The sequence below is a fragment of the Franzmannia pantelleriensis genome (genome assembly GCF_900102875.1).
GTDB lineage: Bacteria > Pseudomonadota > Gammaproteobacteria > Pseudomonadales > Halomonadaceae > Franzmannia > Franzmannia pantelleriensis.
The window spans coordinates 209,607-227,894 of record NZ_FNGH01000005.1 but is presented as its reverse complement, the minus strand read 5'-3'; the positions used below and the strand labels follow the sequence as shown (position 1 = coordinate 227,894).

The 18,288-nt window shown below is 65.2% G+C and carries 17 protein-coding genes and 1 other RNA gene; 7 read left to right on the top strand and 11 right to left on the bottom strand.

The window, feature by feature from the left end; genetic code table 11:
• Positions 1-40 precede the first annotated feature (40 nt).
• Positions 41-1,399 (bottom strand): Xaa-Pro aminopeptidase, encoded by a 1,359-nt coding sequence (pepP, locus tag BLT16_RS08230; protein ID WP_089658044.1) that lies wholly within the window; start codon positions 1,397-1,399, stop codon positions 41-43.
• On the bottom strand, positions 1,400-1,972 hold the full coding sequence (locus tag BLT16_RS08225; RefSeq protein ID WP_089658043.1) for a UPF0149 family protein: 573 nt from the start codon (positions 1,970-1,972) through the stop codon (positions 1,400-1,402).
• 143 nt (positions 1,973-2,115) lie between these two features.
• On the opposite strand from BLT16_RS08225, the gene BLT16_RS08220 reads away from it, so the two are divergent.
• From BLT16_RS08220 to BLT16_RS08210, 3 genes are all read left to right on the top strand, one after another.
• A complete protein-coding gene (locus BLT16_RS08220; RefSeq protein WP_089658042.1) occupies positions 2,116-2,415 on the top strand; it encodes a cell division protein ZapA in 300 nt (99 codons plus the stop codon).
• A 60-nt stretch (positions 2,416-2,475) separates the two neighbouring features.
• Positions 2,476-2,660, top strand: a non-coding RNA gene (gene ssrS, locus BLT16_RS08215) — 6S RNA.
• A 29-nt stretch (positions 2,661-2,689) separates the two neighbouring features.
• Positions 2,690-3,319: a 5-formyltetrahydrofolate cyclo-ligase gene (locus BLT16_RS08210; RefSeq protein WP_089658041.1), complete on the top strand. Its 630-nt coding sequence runs from the start codon at positions 2,690-2,692 to the stop codon at positions 3,317-3,319.
• Between the two features lie 366 nt (positions 3,320-3,685).
• Here the strand turns inward: BLT16_RS08210 and ilvA are convergent, their stop codons facing one another.
• Complete coding sequence (gene ilvA / locus BLT16_RS08205; RefSeq protein WP_281243299.1) at positions 3,686-5,206, bottom strand: threonine ammonia-lyase, biosynthetic; 1,521 nt, start codon at positions 5,204-5,206, stop codon at positions 3,686-3,688.
• A gap of 165 nt (positions 5,207-5,371) precedes the next feature.
• Here ilvA and rpiA point away from each other — a divergent pair, with 165 nt between their 5' ends.
• Entirely contained in the window at positions 5,372-6,049 is a 678-nt protein-coding gene (gene rpiA / locus BLT16_RS08200) for a ribose-5-phosphate isomerase RpiA (RefSeq protein WP_089658039.1), read from the top strand.
• Between the two features lie 8 nt (positions 6,050-6,057).
• Here the strand turns inward: rpiA and waaA are convergent, their stop codons facing one another.
• From waaA to BLT16_RS08185, 3 genes are read right to left on the bottom strand one after another with little or no spacing between them, the layout of a single operon-like run.
• Positions 6,058-7,353 carry a lipid IV(A) 3-deoxy-D-manno-octulosonic acid transferase gene (gene waaA / locus BLT16_RS08195; protein ID WP_089658038.1) on the bottom strand — a complete coding sequence of 432 codons (1,296 nt, stop codon included), beginning with the start codon at positions 7,351-7,353 and terminating at the stop codon, positions 6,058-6,060.
• Positions 7,353-8,783 (bottom strand): bifunctional D-glycero-beta-D-manno-heptose-7-phosphate kinase/D-glycero-beta-D-manno-heptose 1-phosphate adenylyltransferase HldE, encoded by a 1,431-nt coding sequence (gene hldE / locus BLT16_RS08190; protein ID WP_089658037.1) that lies wholly within the window; start codon positions 8,781-8,783, stop codon positions 7,353-7,355. Before hldE ends, waaA begins: the two co-directional genes overlap by 1 nt.
• On the bottom strand, positions 8,773-9,849 hold the full coding sequence (locus BLT16_RS08185) for a glycosyltransferase family 9 protein (protein ID WP_089658036.1): 1,077 nt from the start codon (positions 9,847-9,849) through the stop codon (positions 8,773-8,775). Before BLT16_RS08185 ends, hldE begins: the two co-directional genes overlap by 11 nt.
• Between BLT16_RS08185 and BLT16_RS08180 the strand changes: the two genes are divergently transcribed.
• Positions 9,848-10,576 (top strand): 3-deoxy-D-manno-octulosonic acid kinase, encoded by a 729-nt coding sequence (locus BLT16_RS08180; protein ID WP_089658035.1) that lies wholly within the window; start codon positions 9,848-9,850, stop codon positions 10,574-10,576. The genes BLT16_RS08185 and BLT16_RS08180 overlap by 2 nt on opposite strands.
• Here the strand turns inward: BLT16_RS08180 and BLT16_RS08175 are convergent.
• Together BLT16_RS08175 and BLT16_RS08170 are read right to left on the bottom strand one after the other, a co-directional pair.
• Entirely contained in the window at positions 10,540-11,574 is a 1,035-nt protein-coding gene (locus BLT16_RS08175) for a glycosyltransferase family 9 protein (protein ID WP_089658034.1), read from the bottom strand. The two genes, BLT16_RS08180 and BLT16_RS08175, sit on opposite strands and share 37 nt — an antisense overlap.
• Positions 11,571-12,698 carry a glycosyltransferase family 4 protein gene (locus BLT16_RS08170; RefSeq protein WP_245701530.1) on the bottom strand — a complete coding sequence of 376 codons (1,128 nt, stop codon included), beginning with the start codon at positions 12,696-12,698 and terminating at the stop codon, positions 11,571-11,573. Before BLT16_RS08170 ends, BLT16_RS08175 begins: the two co-directional genes overlap by 4 nt.
• Before the next feature lie 12 nt (positions 12,699-12,710).
• Between BLT16_RS08170 and BLT16_RS08165 the strand changes: the two genes are divergently transcribed.
• Positions 12,711-13,784 carry a glycosyltransferase family 9 protein gene (locus BLT16_RS08165; protein ID WP_089658033.1) on the top strand — a complete coding sequence of 358 codons (1,074 nt, stop codon included), beginning with the start codon at positions 12,711-12,713 and terminating at the stop codon, positions 13,782-13,784.
• Here the strand turns inward: BLT16_RS08165 and BLT16_RS08160 are convergent.
• Positions 13,741-14,514, bottom strand: a complete 774-nt coding sequence (locus BLT16_RS08160; RefSeq protein WP_089658032.1) for a glycosyltransferase family 2 protein — start codon at positions 14,512-14,514, stop codon at positions 13,741-13,743. The two genes, BLT16_RS08165 and BLT16_RS08160, sit on opposite strands and share 44 nt — an antisense overlap.
• Before the next feature lie 137 nt (positions 14,515-14,651).
• Between BLT16_RS08160 and BLT16_RS08155 the strand changes: the two genes are divergently transcribed.
• Complete coding sequence (locus BLT16_RS08155; protein ID WP_089658031.1) at positions 14,652-16,301, top strand: sulfatase-like hydrolase/transferase; 1,650 nt, start codon at positions 14,652-14,654, stop codon at positions 16,299-16,301.
• Position 16,302: 1 nt separating this feature from the next.
• On the opposite strand, the gene waaF is transcribed toward BLT16_RS08155, so the two are convergent.
• Complete coding sequence (waaF, locus tag BLT16_RS08150) at positions 16,303-17,325, bottom strand: lipopolysaccharide heptosyltransferase II (protein ID WP_089658030.1); 1,023 nt, start codon at positions 17,323-17,325, stop codon at positions 16,303-16,305.
• Positions 17,318-18,274: an ADP-glyceromanno-heptose 6-epimerase gene (gene rfaD, locus BLT16_RS08145; protein ID WP_089658029.1), complete on the bottom strand. Its 957-nt coding sequence runs from the start codon at positions 18,272-18,274 to the stop codon at positions 17,318-17,320. Before rfaD ends, waaF begins: the two co-directional genes overlap by 8 nt.
• Between the last annotated feature and the right edge of the window lie 14 nt (positions 18,275-18,288).

The following is an 18,288-nucleotide window of genomic DNA, read 5'->3' as shown; positions in this document are numbered from 1 at the left end:
GTAATTTACGTAACCCAGTTTTCGCCATGCTCTCAGCTGATCACGAATTGATCATCAGGGCTTCAATATCCGCCACCTGCTTGGGCACGCCAGCGGTAAGCACCTCGTGGCCATGCTCAGTCACCGCGACATCGTCCTCGATGCGGATGCCAATACCGCGGAACTCGACCGGGATATCGTCGGCGTCGGGAACGTAGAGCCCGGGCTCGACGGTCAGCACCATGCCCGGGGCCAGTGGCCGCGGCTCACCGTCGCGGCGATAGTCGCCAACGTCGTGAACATCCAGGCCCAGCCAGTGCGAGGTGGAGTGCAGGTAGAACCGACGATAGGACGCACTGTCGATATTGGCCTCCAGCGCTCCTTCGAGCAGACCTAGCGCCAGTAACCCCTCGGTCAGGTCACGTACCACGCCATCATGGATCGCCTTGAGTGTCACTCCCGGCTCCACCATAGCGACGGCACGCTCCTGGGCCGCCAGCACCACCTCGTAGAGCGCCCGCTGAGGCTCGCTGAAGCGGCCATTGACCGGAAAGGTCCGGGTGATATCGCCGGCATACAGGTCGAACTCGGCACCGGCGTCGATCAGCACCAGCTCACCGTCGCGCAGCGCATCGCGGTTGCTGATGTAGTGCAGCACGCAGGCATTGGCCCCGCCGCCAACGATGCTGGCATAGGCAGGGCCACTGGCGCCGTGCCATACGAACTCGTGCTCCAGCTCCGCCTGCAGCTGGTACTCATATAGCCCCGAAGCCGCTGAGCGCATCGCACGCACGTGAGCCCGCGCCGAAATCTCCCCAGCATGGCGCAGTAGCGCAAGCTCGGCCTCGCTCTTGATCAGGCGCTGTTCGTGCACCAGCGAGGTCAGATCACGAAAGCCCCCAGGCGCCACGGCCCCCTGCCGCCGGCGCCCCTGCAGCTCGCCGCGCACTGCTTCGGCCAGGGCCATGGCCTCGCCATCATCGAGGGGCAGATAAAGCGTCTCGCGCCCGTCCAGCAGTTCGGCCAGTCGCGCCTCGCGCTCGGCGTTCTCGAACGCCTGGTCGATGCCAAACTCGCTCTCGGCGCCTTCGGCACCCAAACGAATGCCGGTCCAGGCTTCCAGGGTGGCGTCCTTGTCCTGACAAAACAGCACACATTCCCCGGCCTCTCGCCCCGGCAGCAGCAGCAGCAGGGCATCTGGTTCAGGAAACCCCGTCAGATAGTGGAAGTCGCTGTTCTGGCGAAAGGCGAACTCGCTATCCCGCGAGCGGGTCACCAGTGCCGCCGATGGCAGTAGCACGGCGCTATTGGGCGCCAGTGACGCCATCAGGGTCTGGCGACGGCGGCGATATTCGGCCAAGCTGATCGGCGCCGGCCGTGGCAGGGCAGGGCAGGTTGGTGGGATTACTTGTGACGCCATTCAGTGAGGCTCCTCGACCTGTTCGACCTGGGGCTGACCGGGATGCTGCTCGGTATACAGCAGCATCGCCGCCATGCGTACGTGCTCGGTAAGAGCGAACAAGTCGTTCTCGTTGTCACTGCTCTCTTCGAGCTCGGTATCGATGGCAGCCAGGCCTTCGAGGTCGTCCAACGCTTCGCGCAGCGGCGCCGACCAGCCCTGGCGACGCTCAGGATCCACGTCGTTGAGGACCTCGAGAAAACCCAGTGTCCACTCCTGCAGGCCACGGGCGCGCTCGGCCAGCGAGAACATCTCGTCGGGCAGCAGCGGCTCGTAGTTGAGTGCCTCGCCGGCCAGCGCCTCGAGGCTCTGGCACCGCCAGGCCAGCAGTACCTCGGCGCTCTCGGGGTCGCGCGGCTGGTCGACGCCGAGCGCATCGCAGAGTTCGTTGAGCCAGGCCTCGGCGGCCAGGTCGTGAAGGGCCAGACCTGCGGCCAAGCGACCATCCAGAAACGCCGGCGACTGCAGGCTGCCGTGTATCAGGAAGGCGTCGGCGACGTCAGAAAAGCTGAGCTGTTGATTGATCAATGACATGACTAGGCATCCGGAGGAGAAGGGCGAGACGCTGCGGCGCGTTGACCGTCTGCAAGCGGCTCTCTTATGATGATCGAATAGTCATAGCCTAACGCATCTGCCCCATTCTTGGCCCACCCTCATCCCTTACCCGGGAGCGCACCATGACCGATGAAAGCCGGCCGACCACTGAGATCACGCTGCTGGGGCGCGGCTACGTCATCGCCTGCCCGCCGGAAGAGCAGGAGCAGCTCAATCGTTCCGCCCGCTACCTGGATCGGGCCATGCACGGCATCCATGCCCGCGGCAAGGTGCTCGGCGCCGAGAAGATCGCTATCATGGCGGCACTCAATATCACCCACGAGCTGCTGCAGGCCCTCGACGAGCGCAAGGACAGCGAGGCCGCGCTGGCGCGTCTCGGCGAGCGCCTCGAACGGGCCCTGACCGACCTCACGCCGCGCTAGGCCGCCGCGATAATTCACACCATCGCTTTGGCGCACCCACCGCCTCTGTTAGGATGAAGACGTTCTCTGGGGTGTGCGCCAGTCGTTATAGTCCCTCGAGCCTATGCGCAGTACCCAGGGGGCCAATTGCTAGACAGACCCGTGTGCATGTCCGTGCGACGGAAAGCCTGACGGTCTGTCTGCGGCCACCCACCTTGAACCAATGGGTTCAAGGGCCAGAACGACAGCGGCACTCCGGGGAACTCTCTACATCCGACTACGCGGTTTCCGCTCTGTGACCAACACCGCCCCGACACTTGCCGAGCAGCGCCGCCAGCTGCGTCGTGAGCTGCGCCAACGCCGACGCGCCCTGAGCGCCAGCCAGCAGCGCGACGCCTCTCGCCGCCTGTGCCGCCAGCTGCGCCGGCTACCCGAAGTACAGCGCGCCCGCCGTGTTGCCCTCTACCTGCCCAACGACGGCGAAATCGATCCTACACCGCTGCTCGACTGGCTACGCCAGCGTGGCGCCAAGGCCTATCTGCCAGTACTGATGCCACTGGCCGACAACCGGCTGTGGTTCGTCCACTATCACGCCGCCACGCCCATGGTACGCAACCGCTTCGGCATCTCCGAACCCAGCACCCGCCATGCCGCTCATCGTGCTCGACGCCTGCCGCCCTGGGCGCTGGACCTGGTACTGCTGCCGCTGGTGGGCTTCGACGCCCACGGCCAACGTATGGGCATGGGCGGCGGCTTCTACGACCGCAGCTTTGCCTTTACCCGTCGCCAGGGGCCGCGACCGCGGCTGCTCGGCGTGGCTCATACCTGCCAGCAGGTCGCGGCGCTGCCCAGTGCCGGCTGGGACATCCCGCTGGATGCCATTGTCAGCGATAGCGCCGTGATACGCCCGCCGCGTCCGGCCTGAGCCCGCGATTTCCACGAAAAAGCCGATGCGGGTCGTCCCGCATCGGCTCGGTCGTTCTCTGGTCATGGCACTGCCGTGCCAGGGATATCTGCTCAGCTACCGGCAAGTGCCTGAGCGTAGCCGGTCGCCACGACACCAATGACAAACAGCAGCGCCAATGCCATGACCAGATCGGGCTTGCGCTTCATGGAGAGCTCCGTGAAATTGTTACATTCGGAAACGTTAATGTCGCCCTTGACGACAGGCTGACTATAGGCCTCAAGGACAACAAAAACAACTCTCTCGATCCCACGATTTGAGCATCAACCCCCTGCCATATCGCCATCAGGGAGTTAGTTTGCGCTCACTACCACCCGGTGCGATCCATTAGGCCATGAATAAGCGGTAGGCCGGGTTATCGGTTTCTTTCCAGTAGCGATAGCCGATTTCGTCGAAATGCTCCTCTACATGGCTGCGATCGCCGTTGGGGATCTGCATCCCCACCAGCACCCGACCGTAGGCGGCACCGTGGTTACGATAGTGAAACAGTGAAATGTTCCAATCGTGGGGCAGATGGGTGAGGAAGTTCATCAACGCCCCGGGGCGTTCGGGAAACTCGAAGCGGTAGACCTCTTCCTCGAAATGCTCCTTGGGTCGGCCGCCGCCGAGGTGGCGAATGTGCAACTTGGCCAGTTCGTTGTCGGTAAGGTCTTCCACCGGATAGTCGGCATCGCGCAACCGCTCGATCACCGCCTGGCGATCCTCGCCGCCGGGCTTGACCTGCACGCCGACGAAGATGTGAGCATGCGCCGGATCGGCATAGCGGTAGTTGAACTCGGTGACCATGCGCTTGCCGATGGTCTTGCAGAACTTCTTGAAGCTGCCGGGCTGCTCGGGGATGGTCACCGCCAGGATCGCCTCGCGCTGCTCACCGAGCTCGGTACGCTCGGCGATATGCTGCAGGCGGTCGAAGTTGGTATTGGCCCCGGAGTTGATGCACAGCAGGGTCTGACCCTCGACTCCGGTCTGCTGGACGTACTTCTTGAGACCCGCCAACGACAGCGCGCCGGAGGTCTCCGAGACCGCTCGGGTGTCATCGAAGATATCCTTGACCGCGGCACACATCTCATCGGTGTTGACGGTGATGACGTCATCGACCAGATCGCGCATGATCTTGAACGGCATCTCGCCGATCTGTGCCACCGCCACGCCTTCGGCGAACACCCCTACCTGGTCCAGGGTGACCCGCTTGCCGGCGTCCAGCGCCGCCTTGAGACAGGCGCTATCCTCGGCCTCGACGCCGATCACCTTGATATCGGGGCGCAGGTACTTGAGGTAGGCCGCCACGCCGGCGATCAGACCGCCGCCGCCAACCGGTATGAACACCGCATCGAGGCGGCCGCTGTGCTGACGCAGGATCTCCACGCCGATGGTGCCCTGACCGGCGATCACGTCGATATCGTCGAACGGCGGAATGTAAGTATAACCGTGCTCGGCCACCAGCTCGCGGGCATGCTCGGCGGCGGCGGAGAAGGCGTCCCCCTTGAGGATTACCTTGGCGCCGCGGGCACGCACCGCCTGAACCTTGATGTCGGGCGTGATGCGCGGCATCACGATCACCGCCTTGACGCCCATCAGCTTGGCGGCCATCGCCAGTCCCTGGGCGTGGTTGCCCGCCGAGGCGGCGATCACGCCCTTGGCTTTCTGCGCCTCGCTGAGCTGGGACATCTTGTTGAAGGCGCCGCGAATCTTGAACGAGTAGACCGGCTGCAGGTCCTCGCGCTTGATCAGGATCTGATTATTGAAGCGGCGGGAGAGGAAAGGGGCCTGGGAGATCGGCGTTTCCCGGGCGGCATCGTAGACCCGGGCCTGGAGAATCTTCTTGACGGTAGCTTCGAGCATCCTGATGTCCTGATGGGAATGACGCAGCGCGGGAGCGCAAACCGCAAACGGCGGAGAAAACCCCTATTGGTAGCATTCCCGCGGCCCCGGCGTCCAGCGCGTCATCCACAGCGGCGAGCGGCTCACGTATACTGATGGCGCTTTCATCCACCAGTTGCGACGAATACGCCCATGACCCAAGACGAACTCAAGGACGCCGTGGCCGCCGCGGCCATCGATGAAGTCCGCCCGTATCTTTACCGCGACACCGTACTCGGCATCGGCACCGGCTCCACGGCCAACTGCTTCATCGACCGACTGGCCGAGCTGCGCGACAGCTTCAAGGGGGCAGTGGCCAGCTCCGAAGCCAGCGCCGAGCGTCTGCGGAGACACGACATCGCGGTGTTCGAGCTCAACGAAGTAGGAAGCGTGCCTTTCTACATCGATGGTGCAGACGAAGTAAATGCTCACTTACACATGATCAAAGGCGGCGGAGCGGCCCTGACCCGCGAGAAGATCGTCGCCGCCTGCAGCGAGCTTTTCATCTGCATCGCCGACGCTTCCAAGCGGGTGGCACGCCTCGGCGCCTTTCCGCTGCCGGTGGAGGTGATCCCCATGGCGCGCTCCTATGTAGCCCGAGAACTGGTCAAACTGGGCGCCGATCCGGTCTATCGCCAGGGGGTGGTGACCGACAACGGCAACCAGATCATCGACTGCTTCGACTTCATGATCGATGACCCGGTGGCCATGGAAGCGCGCTTGAACGCCATCGTCGGCGTAGTGACCAACGGCCTATTTGCCGCCCGCGGGGCCGACGTGCTGTTTCTCGGCGATACCAGCGGCGTTGAGCGCCTGACACCCACCGAGTAAGCGAGTACTCACTCAGCTGGTAGCAATCGCGCCAAGCCTTCCCGGGTACTCGCCAGAGCGCCGCGGTTGGCCGCCACCACCCGCTGGCCAGCCTCGCCCAGTCGCAATCGCTCGGCTTCATCGTCAAACAGGGCGGCGAGTGTGCTAGCCAGCCCAGCGGCGTCGGCGACACGTACCAGCGCATCGGCGTCATCAAGCACGGCGGCGACATCCTGGAAGTTGGCCAGCTGCTCGCCGCTGAGCACCGGAGTGCCCATTGCCGCCGGTTCGAGCAGGTTGTGGCCGCCCACCGGCACCAGGCTGCCGCCGACGAAGGCCAGATCAGCAGCGCCGTAGAGAAGCGTGAGTTCGCCAAGGGTATCGCCCAGGTAGACCGCCGCGTCACGTGGCGGCAGCTGTCCAAGCGAGCGGCGAGGCGCCGGCATGCCATGCGCCTCGCACAGCGCTGCGACCGCATCGAAACGCTGAGGGTGGCGCGGCACCAGCACCAGCAGCGCGTTGCGGTGGGAGCGGCGTAACAGCGCATGGGCCTCGAGCAACTGCTGATCCTCGCCGGGATGGGTGGAACCGGCAATCCATACCGGACGATCACCCAGCGTGACGCGCAGCGTTTCGGCCTCGCTTCGCAGCTCGGGCGCCACGCTGATATCGAACTTCAGCGAACCCACCGCCTGGCTGCGCGCGGCATCCATGCCCAGCGCCCGGAAGCGGGCGAGATCCTGTGCGGACTTGGCCGCCAGCCAGTCGATGCCGCACAGCGCGTCCTGCATCAGCGGGCGAATCCGACGATAGCGTGCAAAGGCCTGCGGCGAGAGTCGGCCGTTGACCACCGCCAAGGGGATCCCGCGGCGGCGGCAAGCAACCAGCAGGTTGGGCCATAGCTCGGTTTCGAAGACGATCGCCAGCGCCGGTGACAACCGCGCCACGAAGCGCCGCGCCGCGCCGGGGAAATCCAACGGCAGGAAACGATGATGCAGTCGCGTCGCTAGACTGGCCTCGCGGCGCGCGGCGATCATTGCCTCGACGCGCTCGGCGCCGGTGGCGGTCATGGTGGTGACCGTGAGGTGGTGAGCAGGATAGTCGTCGAGCAGCGCCTCGATCAGCGGCCGAGCAGCCTGTATCTCGCCCAGCGACGCACAGTGCAGCCATAGACTGGGGCGCGGCGGCGGCGCCATCAGCCCCAGCCGCTCGCGGCGCGGACGCCCGGGGCGCTGCTCGCGCCAGACCCGACGCCAGATCAGCGGCGCCAGCAGGGCCAGCGCCGCGGAATAGAGTCCCCGCGCCCAGGGCTTGCCAGCCGCCATCAGCGCTCGCGGTCGAGGATGGTGGAAATCATCGCGGTAGTCGAGACCCCGTCCTCGAAGCCCAGCACCCGCACCTCGCCGCCAGCGTCACGCACCGCCTGACCACCGGCGATCTCCTCGGGCCGGTAGTCGCCGCCCTTGACCAGAATATCCGGCAGCACCGCCTCGATCAGCCGCTGCGGGGTGTCCTCACCGAAGGGGACCACCCAATCCACCGCGCCGAGCCCGGACAGCACTTGCATGCGTCGCGCCAGCGGGTTGATCGGACGCTTGGGCCCCTTGAGGCGGCCGATGGACGCGTCGTCGTTGACTGCCACGATCAAGCGATCTCCGAGCTGGCGGGCATGCTCCAGGTAGGCGACGTGCCCGGCGTGTAGGATATCGAAACAGCCATTGGTCATCACTACGCGCTCGCCGCGGGCCTGGGCCGCGCGCACTGCCTCGATCAGCGGCACCTCGCCGATCACGCCGAACTCGGCCAGCTTGTCGCCATGCACAGCGGTATATAGCTCGGCGATCGAAAGCGTGGCGGTGCCCGGCTTGGCCACCACCAGGCCAGCGGCGAGATTAGCCAGGGTCATGGCCTCGGCGAAGCCGTGATCGGCAGCCAGGGCCAGGCCGAGCACCCCAATCACGGTATCGCCGGCGCCGGTGACATCGAACACTTCACGCGCCCGGGTCGGCAGGTGCAGGGGGGCGTGATCACCGCGAATCAGCGTCATGCCCTTCTCACTGCGGGTGATCAGCAGCGCTTCCAGTTCCAGCTCGGCGCGCAGCGCCTCACCTTTGGCAGCCAGCTCGTCATCGCTGCGGCAAGGGCCTACCACCGCCTCGAACTCGGTAAGATTGGGGGTGATCACGCTGGCGCCGTGATAACGGCGAAAATCGCTGCCCTTGGGATCGACCAGCACTCGCTTGCCGGCGCCACGCACCAGTGCGATCAGCTCCTCGATGCGGTTGAGCGTACCCTTGCCGTAGTCGGACAGGATCACCAGGTCGACGTCGTCCAGTGCCGCCGCGACGCGCTCGGTGAGCGCGCTAGTATCGACATCACCGAGCCCCTGCTCGAAGTCGAGACGGATCAACTGCTGATTGCGGCTCATCACCCGTAGCTTGGTGATCGTGGGAATCTCTGCACTGCGCTGGAAGTGAGTGCTCACTCCGGCATCTTCCAGGCGGGTACTGAGCAGATCGGCGTTGGCATCGTCGCCGACCAGACCGGCGAGGCCGGCATGGCCACCCAATGAGGCGATATTGAGCGCCACGTTGGCGGCACCGCCCGGGCGGTCGTCGGCCTCCTCGACGCGCACCACCGGCACCGGCGCCTCGGGGGAGATCCGCGAGGTGCCGCCATGCCAGTAGCGGTCGAGCATGGCATCGCCCACCACCAGCACGCGGGCCTGTTCCAGGGCGGTGAGATCAAGTTTCATCACGTGGCTCCGTGAGTAGAGTATCCAAACGCTCGATGACGTCGTCGGCAGCAATCAGGGACATGGCATCCGGGTGACGCACCCGCTCGCCCCAACCGAGCGCCTCGATGTCCTTGTGCAGAAAGCGCGCCACCGCCTGGGGGTAGCGGTCCACCGCCAGGTGGCGCCAGTCATAGGGGCCGGTACGCTGCAGGTTGGAGGTGGCGTAAAGGCCAATCACCGGAGTGCCGAGGGCATTGGCCATGTGCACCGGGCCGGAGTCGGGTGCGATCACCGCCTGGGCCTCGTCGATCAGCGCCAGCAAGCCCTTGAGCGATAGCTGGCCAACGCCGTCGACCAGCGCCTCGCGGTCCGGCACCAGGGCGGTGATTCGCTCGCACATCTCGCGCTCCTTGGCAGTGCCGCTGCCGGTGAGCAGCGTGACTAGCCCGTACTGCTGCCAGGCATGTTCGATCACCGCGGCAAAGCCCTCTGCCGACCAGTTGCGGAAGTTGCGCACCCGCACACTGCTGCAGGGGCTGACCATCAGGTAGCGGCGCCCGGCGCTGAGCTGGCGCGCCTCCTCGTAGGCGGCATCGGGGACGCTGAGCTGCCACTCGAGGCGGGTATCCTCGACCCCAAGCAGCCGCGCGAAGTCCATGAACGAGTCGACAACGTGGGCACGCGGATGTGGTGGCAACTGACGGTGGGTGAACCAGTGCTGAGCGTCCTTGGCGCGAGCCTTGTCGTAGCCCACTCGTACCCCGGCCTTGAGCCCCAGCCCAAGCAGGCTGGCGCGCAGCGCCTGCTGCATGTGCAACAACACGTCGAAGCGCGTATCGGTGAGTTCGCGCCATAGCGCGCGCATGCCGGCCACGCCGGAGGCCTTGTCGTAGACCACGAACTCGACCCCGGACAGGCCCGCCAGTAGACTATGTTCACCCTTGCCGATGATCCAGGTGATGCGCGCATCGGGCCATTGGCGCTGCAAGGCACGCACGGTGGGCACCAGATTACACACATCGCCCAGCGCGGACAGGCGCAGGATGCCAATGTGGCGAGGCTGGGCGGGTAGAGGACGCTTCATGCAGTTGGCAAGGTTCCAGGCGGCGAAAACATTCATTCTATATGATGCGCACAGTGTATGTGACGCCTTGCCCGCCTCACAAATCGACCCAACGCTGTTCTCGACCACCTACTGGCACCGCCAAGGGGCCGTGGTGGGCGAGGCCCCCGGGCGCGGCACCAGCCTGTTCGTGCAGGCCGGTACACAGCAGTGGGTGTTGCGCCACTACCGCCGCGGTGGCCTGATCGGCCGCATCAACCGCGCTCGCTACCTGTGGACCGGCCTGGAGCGGACCCGCGCCTTCCGCGAGCTGCGCTTGACCGCCGAGCTCCATGCTCGCAGCCTGCCAGTGCCCCCGCCGGTGGCGGCCTGCGTGTGGCGCTCTGGCCTGAGCTACCAGGCGGCACTGATCACTCAGCGGCTGGCCGGCAGCCGAGCGCTGGCCGAGCGGCTGATCGATGCCGACCCTGAGCTGCTCGAACGGGTTGGCACCACCGTTGCGCGTTTCCATGCTGCCGGTCTCGACCATGTCGACCTCAACGCCCGCAACCTGCTAGTGGATGCTGAGGACCGCGTGTGGTTGATCGACCTCGACCGCTGCCGGCTGCGGCGGCCAGGCGCCTGGCAGGCCGCCAATCTCGACCGCCTGGCCCGTTCGCTGGCCAAGTTCGACGCTCCACCCGGTGCAATGGCGGTGATTCGCCGCGGCTATCAGGCTTGGCCAGCAGTGACGCCTCGCGCCGGGTAGAGCCGATTCAACAGGGCCTCGAGACCGTCAACGATATCCATCCGACCCGGGACTTGGCCATCGCGGTGAAACACTGCCTCATGGCAATCTTCGTAGCGCGGCCAGTAGCGAAACGGCACCGTCATGAAGAAGATCCCCAGCGTCGGCGTATGAGTCGCCAGGGCCAAGTTACGCACTCCGGTATCCCCCGACACCAGCACGCTGGATGCCGCCATGTAAGGCCCCAACGCGTCGAGGCTTAGGCGTGGTTGCACACTTACATTGTCATGCTGAACCAACACCTGATCCAGAAACTCACTGCCCTCCTCGTCCTTGTGGCCCTCCAGCAATACATGCTCGAACTGCGGCAAGCGCTGTGCCGCCTGCTCGATCACCCCGCACCACGACTCAGGCGATAGCGACTTTTCAGCCATCGCGGCGAACGGAAAGTAGACGATACGCGGGTGCGCCGTCTCACGCCGATGGCGAGGCATGGCGAATTCCAGCGGATACTGTGGCTTGTGGCCCATGATCTTAAGGAAGTCGAGCAGCACCTCCGCCTCGTAATGAAAGTCCGAACGCAGAATACCGATGTCAAACAGCAGGCGGTTGAAGCTTCGCCGATAGGGAAAACCGAGCTTGACCCGCGCCGGCGTCAGCAGGGTCAACAGTCGCGAGCGAGCAGTATCGGCGAGATCGAACAGCACGTCCGGCTCGCCCAGAGCCTTGAGCTGCGCCCAGCGCCCTTTCAGAGAGCGCTGTTCGGTGTCGAGTACATGCACGGCATCGACCAGGTCATGCGGCAGCGCGTACTGGTAGCGGCTGACGGTGCTCAGGGTGATATGCGCTCCGGGGAAGAATCGCCGCAGCTCAACCAGGAAAGGCCGGGTCGCCATCATGTCACCGAAGGCGCACTGGCGAATCACCACGATGCGCTTGATGTTGTCGACGTGCAGGCGCGACAGCCAGCGCCGACCGGTATGATTGAGATAGCCGCCTTTTTCCACCCAAGCTTTCATGCCGACTCCATGCTGATTGTGTAGGCGGTGCACAGAGCCGCCACGTGAGCGCTCAGCGTAAAATCACGCAGCACCCGCTCGGCAGCGGCCTTGCCCAAGCGTTGGCGCAGCCCGGGGTCGCTGGCCAGGGCCTCGAGCTGGCGCGCCCAGGCGTCAGGATCGTCGGGCGCGGCCAGACGCCCAACCTCGCTGTCGAGCAACTCAGGAATTGCCCCGCTGTCGGCACCGATCACCGGCCGACCGGCGGCCATGGCTTCGATCACCGTCAGACCGAAGGCCTCATTGGTCGAGGGAATGCAGACGATATCCAGCGTACCCAGCAGACGCGGCAGATCGCTGCGGAAGCCTGCAAAGCTGACCCGCTCGTTGAGCCCCAGTGCCGTGACCTTGGCCTCGAGCTCAGCGACATAGGCCTCGTCGCTGCCTTCGCTGGCCGTCAGGCCGCCAATCATAGCTGCGTGCCAAGGCAGCGCCGGCGCCCGCTCGGCCAGCCGCGCCAGGGCCTCCAACCAGAGGTCCTGGCCCTTGCCCGGCGTCAGCCGTCCAGGCAAGCCGATGAGCAGCGCGCCCTGTGGGGTACCAAGCTCGCCACGCAGCGCCTGGCTATCGTCGCCAGCGGCGTAGGGGGCCGGATCGATCCCCAGATAGAGCCGCTGGATACGCTCGGGTGGCAAGGCAAACGCCTTGAGGTTGCGCGCGCGGGTTGCCTCGCTGATCGAGAAAAGACGGCTCAGTTTACCGTAGGCCCATCGGTGGTAGAGTCCCTTCTTGGGGCGGGTAACGCCCATGTGCTCGGTGAAGAACAGCCGCAGGCCGGGGCGCAGCGACTTGAGCAGCGCGGCCAGCCGCAGGTCGGAAGACTTGTGGCAGTGCAGCACCTGAATATGGTGGCGACGCAGATACGACAGGATGCGCACCGTCGCCAGCAGCGCCTGGCCGCGTGACGCCACCGTCAGCGGCGTTACGCCCGCGGCCCGCAGGCTATCGGCCACCCGCGAGCCGGCCAGCGCCATTCCATGGACCTCCCAGCCCTGATGCTCCAGCTCGGGTATAATCCGCGAGGGATACATTTCCAGACCACCCCAGCCGCTTGAGAGGCAGATGTGCATGACCTTGTGCGACAAGACGACTCTCCTATGACCGCGCCCCAGGATGCGCCGCGGCGCATCCTGGTGGTGCGTAACGATAAACTCGGCGATTTCATGCTCGCCTGGCCGGCGCTGGCATGCCTCAAGCAGGCTAACGCCGTGCTGCATATCACTGCCCTGGTGCCGGCCTACACCGCACCGCTGGCCGAGGCCTGCCCGTGGATCGACGCAGTGATCCTGGATCCCGGCGATGACGCACCGCGTCAGGCGCAGCGCGAACTGCTCGAACAGCTGCGTAGCGCCCGCTTCGATGCAATGCTGACGCTGTTCTCAACGCCGCGCATCGGCTGGCTGGGCTTCCGCGCCAAGATTCCTCTGCGGCTGGCCCCGGCCACCAAGTGGGCACAGCTATTCTATAATCACCGCCTGACGCAGCGCAGGTCGCGCTCGCTACAGCCCGAGTATGCCTACAACCTCGAACTCGCCGAAGCGCTGTTGAAGCGTTTAGGCATTACCCCACCCCGGGTGGCACCGCCCTACTGGCCGCTCGACGCGGCGACGTGCGCCAACGAACGGCGGCGCCTGGCGCAGACTCTCGACCTCGACCTCACCCGCCCCTGGGTGTTCCTGCACCCAGGCAGCGGCGGCTCGGCAGTCAATCTCGATAGCGCACAGTACGCGCGGCTGGCGGCCGACATCGAGCGCCATGCGCAGTGCTCACCGCACTGGCTACTGACCTTCGGCCCCGGCGAGCAGCAAGCCGCCGAGACGCTGTGCGAGGCACTCGGTGAGCATGGGCTCGACGCGCAGCTGGTGCCGCCGCGCGCATCGCTGCGCGACTTTGCCCAGGGTCTCGCCGCCGCCGACCTGTTGATCGCCGGCTCCACCGGGCCACTCCACGTGGCCGGCTGCCTGAACCTGGCCACCGCGGGGTTCTATCCGGCCAAGCGCTCATCGACGCCGCTGCGCTGGCAGACCTGCAACGCCGCTGAACGCCGCCTGGCATTCAGCCCGCCGCCGGGCAAAGAGAGCGAGAGCGACATGTCGCGCATCGACTTGCACGATGCCGCCCTGCGCATCAGCGCACTGCTGGATCGTCTGGCGGTGCCGTCCGGGTCCTGACCCATAGATCGGCGTACTTGGCGAAGGTCGAATGCGCCGACAGCAGTGCCAACAGCAGCCCAGCACGCCCATCGAGAAACCCCGCCTTTAGCAGATACATGCGCAGAAAGCAGCCGAGGCCGTGGCCAATCCCCGCCGCCAGGCTGCCGCGCTTGCCACGGGCAGCGCGCTGCTCGGCCCAGGCCTGAGCGTAGTGAGCCGACTTTTCCAGATAGTGGCGCAGGTCACGGTAAGTGAAATGCAGCAGGTCACCCTTGAGGTCACGCACCGCCAGTCCCTCGGGGTTGGTGAGCTTTTCATGCACCAGGGCGCTGTCGTAGCCGGCGCGGCCACGCGGGTAGAGTCGTGCCACCCGGTCGGGATACCAGCCGGCATGCCGGATGTAGGCGCCGAAACACCATGACAGCCGCGCCACACGGTAGATCGCCGGTTCTCCGCTCAGCGCCGCTTCGATGCTGGCGCGAAGCTCGGGGGTTACGCGCTCGTCGGCATCAACCATCAGGATCCAGTCGCTTTCGACCAGCGCCTCGGCGCGCTGGCGCTGCACCCCGAACCCCTGCCAGTCGGCGTTGACCTCGACCTTGTCGGTAAAGCGCCTGGCGATCTCGACGCTGGCATCCTGGCTGCCGGCATCCAGCACCACCAGCTCATCGACCCAGCGCAGGGTGTCGAGGCAGGCGGCCAGGTTGTCGGCTTCATTCTTGATGATCACTACCGCAGCCAGCGACATGGGATTTCCTTGAGGGTCGGCAAACCGCCAAGTGTAGAGCCGCGCGGCAAGTCCGGCAAACACAGGTCCGCCATGCGTATGAGCGAGCGCCTAGCCTTGCTAAGCTAGAGGCACATAGAACCTGCCGAGCGCTTGCAATGATCCACGCCGTACTCCGTGACCCCAGGCTCCGCCAGCCGCGCTGGTGGGCACTGCTCTTCCTGGGCGGGTGCCTGGCTTACGCTACTACATCGCTACTACCGTTAGGCCCCTGGCCGTTTTTCCTGGTCGCCGCTGCTTGGCTGCTCGCCGCGTACCTGTTCCGCTGGGGGGCGCCACGTCAGCCACGGCCACCCAAGTCGGTGATTCCCTGGTCGCTTGTCCCGCTACTGCTATGGTGGCTCTATGTCTATCTTGCCGCCAGTTTCGGCATCGTGGATCTGGGGGCGATCTATTTCCACCTCCAGGCCGGCATGACCGACCACGGCGGCGCCAGTCGTATCGTGGCGGCCATCGTTTCCACCCTGTGTGCGCTGCTGATCGTCGTCGCTTTCACCTGGCTGGTCCGAAACGACCATCGCTGGCGGCTGTTCGAGCGTATCCTGGCGTTGATACTGCTGGCCAGCAACCCGCTGCTCCACGGCATTACCCAGCGCAGTGCCGCCATTGTCGCCGACGATGGCGCCTGGCTCGACCGCCGCTACGTGGAACCGGTGATTCATAGTGCCCCGGACACGCCGCCCAACCTGCTATTCATCTACATTGAAAGCATTGAACGCACCTACGCCGACCGCGAACGCTTCGGCGACGCCTATGCCGATTTCGACGTCATCGGTGAGCAGGGCAAGGTCTTCGAAGGGGTTCGTCAGATCGACAACACCGGCTGGACCATGGCCGGCATGATCGCCAGCCAGTGCGGCAGCCCGCTGATGCCCGCCGGCCTGCTCCATGACCGGCAGTTCGAACCCCTCGATGATGTGGTGCCCGGCGTCACCTGCCTCGGTGACCTGCTCAGCGAGCAGGGCTACCGTCAGTCCTACCTGGGCGGTGCCAGCAAGGTCTTCGCCGGTAAGGGGTTGTTCTACTACGGCCACGGCTTCGACAGCGTCTACGGTCGCGAGGAGCTGGTCCCACGAATGGAGGACCCGGAGTACCTCAACAGCTGGGGGCTTTACGACGACACCCTTTTCGATTTCGTCCACGAAGAGATACGTGAGCTGGCCGCCGGCGACGCGCCCTGGAACCTCACCACCCTGACCATCGGCGGTCATGCGCCTCACGGCCATCCGGCCCAGCGCTGCCTGGACCGCCAAGGCGAATTCGACGGCGTCGATATCCTCTATTCGGTGGAGTGCAACGCCTGGCTGACCCGTGAACTGCTCAATGACCTTTCCGACGAGGGGCTACTCGACAACACCCTGGTGGTAATCGCCAGCGACCACCTGACCATGCGCGTCTCAGTCTGGGATGAGCTGATTGCCGGCCCGCGCGATAACACCTTCATGCTGCTGGGCAACGACCTGGAGCCCCAGCGCATCGAGCGCGAGTCGTCGATGGTCGACCTCTTCCCGACCATTCTCGAAGCGATGGGCTTCGAGATTCATCAGCATCGCGCCGGCCTCGGTGCCTCGCTGCTGTCACCGGTGCAGACGCTGCTCGAACGTCATCAGATCGAGCTGATCAATACCAAACTGCGCGAGGAGCGCGAGCTGCAGCTGAGGCTATGGGACGGCCTGGCGCCGACAGCACGCCAGCAGCAGGACGCGGGCCTCAGCGAAGAGGAGGAGCAGCTACCACCAGTGATGTAGCTTACCCCGCTTGAGAGGTCACCAGCGCGTCAAAAATGCGCTGGGGCGACAGCTGGTTGAGGCAATTGGTATGCCCCAGCGGGCAGACCCGGGCAAAACAGGGCGAACAGGACAGGCCCAGCCGATGGATCTGCGCCTGGACGGTCAACGGCGGCGTGAAATCGGGCGACGAGGAGCCATAGAGGGCATGCACCCGGGTACCCACCGCCGCCGCCACATGCATCAGCCCCGAGTCGTTGGTCACCACCTGCTGGCAGTCGGCGAGAAGGTCCACGGCATCGGCCAGCCGCGTCTTGCCGCACAGGTTGTGGACGTGCTTTAGCTCCGCAGCAATCTGCTCGCCATCCTCGACGTCCTTGGGGCCGCCAAGCACCCTGACTTCGAACCCTGCCTCGACCAGCCAAGCGGCCAACTGTCGAAAGTAGGCCGGCGGCCACTGCTTGGCCGGGCCGTACTCGGCGCCGGGCATCATGCCGATCGCCGGGCGTGACGAGAGCCCCAGGCGAAGGCGCAGTTCGACCAGGTTGTCGGCATCCACCGCCAGGTGTGGACGGGGAATGGCGAAGTCGCCGCTGACAGCATCTGATTCGGGCAAGCCCAGCGAGACGAAGCGCTTGACGGTCTGGTCGAGCCGTTGCTTGTCGAGACGACGGCGCTGGTTGAGCAGCACCACACGCTGCTCACCGGTGAACCCGAGACGCTGAGGAATCCGCGCCAGGAACGGCACCAGCGCCGACTTCCACGAGCGCGGCAGCACGATGGCGCGATCGAAGCGCCCGCGCAGCGCTGCCGCCACATTGCGTCGCGCCCGCCAGCCAAACTCGCCGTGCCCCACGTCGAGGGCGATCGCCTCGTCGACTTCGACCATACGCGACAGCATCGGCAGCGACCAGGCCGGCGCCACCACCCCGATTCGGCAACAGGGGTGACGCGCCTTGAGGGTCATCAGCAAGCTCTGGGCCATCACCATGTCACCGACCCAGGAGGGTCCTACGACCAGGATCCGCTCACCGGCATCAGCCATTCAACCACTCCAGGTAGGCCTGTACACCCTCGGCGACGGTCTTGAACTCATGCGGATAACCGGCGGCGCGCAGCCGCGAGATATCGGCCCGAGTGTAGCTCTGATAGCGGCCTTTGAGCTCGTCGGGAAACTCGATGTAGTCGATATCGCCCTTGCCGTAGTAGTGGATGACACTCTCGGCGATGGCCTTGAAGGGCTCGGCGCGGCCGCTGCCCAGGTTGAAGATGCCCGACTGTTCAGGGTGGTCAAGGAACCACAGGTTGACGTCGACCACGTCACCGACATAGACGAAGTCGCGACTCTGCATGCCGGCTTCGTAGCCGTCCCAGGCACCGAACAGCTTGGGGTTCTCGCCGGCCTGCACCTGGGTATGATGATGAAAGGCGACGCTCGCCATCTTGCCCTTGTGCTGCTCCCGCGGTCCATAGACATTGAAGTAGCGGAAACCCACCACCTGGCTGGTGAACTGCTCCCAGCGTGCCCGTACGTACTGGTCGAAGAGTAGCTTGGAGTAGCCATAAACGTTGAGCGGGCGCTCGTGCTCGGGCGCCTCGACGAACACCTCGCTGCCGCCGTAGGTCGCCGCCGAGGAGGCGTACAGGAAGGGAATGCCCTTCTTCTGGCAGTAGTGCAGTAGCACCTTGGAGTACTCGAAGTTGTTCTCGAGCATGAAACGACCATCCCACTCGGTAGTGTCCGAGCAGGCCCCCTCGTGGAAGATCGCCTCGATGCTCGGCAGGCCTGCGTCCTCACCGCGCAGCTCCGCCTCGACGCGCATCAGGAAGTCGTCCTTGTCGAGGTAGTCCCCCAGGGTGCAATCGGCCAGGTTGACGAACTTGGTGCCGTCGCTCAGGTCGTCGACCACCAGCACATCGTTGCGGCCGCGCGCGTTCAACGCCTTGACCAGATTGGCGCCGATGAACCCGGCGCCGCCCGTCACTACGATCATGTGTCTATCCTCTT